General features: G+C 62.4%; 2 protein-coding genes. Both read right to left on the bottom strand.

Translation table 11 applies throughout. The features are described 5' to 3' along the window. Window positions 1-616, bottom strand: a 616-nt coding sequence (locus Q0341_RS11025; protein WP_299513164.1) for an NAD-dependent epimerase/dehydratase family protein, incomplete at its 3' end; no start/stop codon positions are given. A gap of 16 nt (window positions 617-632) precedes the next feature. Continuing rightward, on the bottom strand, window positions 633-1,935 hold a 1,303-nt coding region (locus Q0341_RS11020; RefSeq protein ID WP_299513161.1), incomplete at its 5' end, for a dihydroxy-acid dehydratase.

The raw sequence follows: 1,935 nt of genomic DNA, 5'->3' as shown, positions 1-1,935 counted from the left end.
TGGCCGTGCCCGCCAAAGGCTCGCGGATGATGCCGCTGAAGAACGACGAAGCTGCGCCATTGGGCTTGCCAGGGCGCACGGCCACCGTCATCAGGCGTGCGGCGCGACCGTCGATGTAGCCCTTGCGGGTGTAGTCGGCCACCATGTACTCGATCATCAGCTTGTGCGTGCCGTACGAGGTTTGCGGCGTGGGCAAGGTGGTGTCGGCCACCAGCGCCGGCATGGGGTTGGCCGCATCGGGGCCGAACACGGCGACCGAACTGGCAAAGACCAAGCGCGATGCCTTACCGGACGCACGGATGCTGTCAAGCAGCAAGCGCGAGCTGTCCACGTTCGAGCGCAAGCCCAAGTCAAAGTCGAGTTCACATTCGCCCGACACTGCAGACGCGAGGTGGAACACGCCGTCAAAGCCGCTCTTGAACAAATCGCCTTGCTCCAGCATGGGGCCTGCGTGGCCTTTGACGCGCGGGTCGGCCAACAGATCAGCCGGTGCAGGGAACAGGTCGGCAATGACCAACTCGCTCACGGTCTGGCCATTGAGTTGGCCGCGTTTCAAAATTTCGCGGGCCAGTCGTGCGCCCAAAAATCCGGCACCGCCGGTGATCAAAATACGCATGGTTTTTCCTTGGAAATCAGTGGTTGTCTTTGGGCACAGCCGAGCCGCGCTGGCCGACCAGAAAGTCCATGTCTGCGCCTTCGTCGGCTTGCAACACATGGTCGATGTAGAGCTTCCAGTAGCCCGAATTCATGGCCGGTGCAGGCTTTTCCCACAGGGACAAGCGGCGCGCCAGCTCTTCATCGCTGATGAGCAACTGCAGTTTTCGCTCGGGCACGTTCAGCTCAATCATGTCGCCGTTTTGCACCACGGCCAAGGGGCCACCGGCAGCAGCTTCGGGTGTGGTGTGCAGCACCACGGTGCCATAAGCCGTGCCGCTCATGCGTGCGTCTGAGATGCGGACCATGTCGGTGATGCCTTTGCGCAGCACTTTGGGCGGCAGGGGCATGTTGCCCACCTCGGCCATGCCAGGGTAGCCTTTGGGGCCGCAGTTCTTCAGCACCAAAATGCAGTTTTCGTCGACGTCCAAGCTTTCGTCGTCGATGCGTTTGTGGAAGTCGTTGCTGTCTTCAAACACCACGGCGCGACCGGTGTGCACCATCAGCGCGGGCGTGGCCGCGCTGGGCTTGATGACCGCGCCACGGGGTGCCAGGTTGCCGCGCAGGATGGCGATGCCGGCTTTCTCTTTGAACGGGGCTTCGAATGTTTTGATGACGCGGGGGTCGTAGTTGACGGCATTGGCGTTGTTCTCGGCCACGGTCTTGCCGCTCACGGTCACGATGTCTTTGTGCAGCAGGTGCTCGATTTCTTTCATCACCACCGGCAGGCCACCGGCGTAGCAGAAGTCTTCCATCAGGTGTTCGCCAGACGGTTGAAGGTTCAAGAGGCAAGGCAGCTCACTGCCCAGGCGCTCGAAATCGTCCACGGTGAGCTTCAGACCCAATCGTCCTGCAATCGCGATCAAGTGGATCACGGCGTTGGTTGAGCCGCCAATGGCGGCCAGCGTGCGGATGGCATTCTCAAAGGCTTCGCGGGTCAGCACTTTGCTGATGGTCTGGTCGGTGTGCACCATCTCCACAATGCGGCGACCCGCATCGCGGGCCAACACATTGCGGCGGCCATCCACCGCCGGGTAAGCGGCGTTGCCGGGCAGGCCAATGCCCAGGGCTTCGACCATGCTGGCCATGGTGCTGGCGGTGCCCATGGTCATGCAGTGGCCGTGGCTGCGGTGCATGCAGCTTTCGGCTTCAAAAAACTCTTGCAGCTTGAGCGTGCCGGCGCGCACCTGCTCGCTCATGCTCCACACGCCTGTGCCCGAGCCCAGCTCCTGGCCGCGCCATTTGCCGCTGAGCATGGGGCCGCCGCTCACGCCGATGGTC

Origin of the sequence: uncultured Limnohabitans sp. (assembly GCF_937889215.1) — a bacterium.
GTDB lineage: Bacteria > Pseudomonadota > Gammaproteobacteria > Burkholderiales > Burkholderiaceae_C > Limnohabitans_A.
Note: the sequence above shows the minus strand (reverse complement) of the source record. Positions and strands in the feature narration are given on the sequence as shown.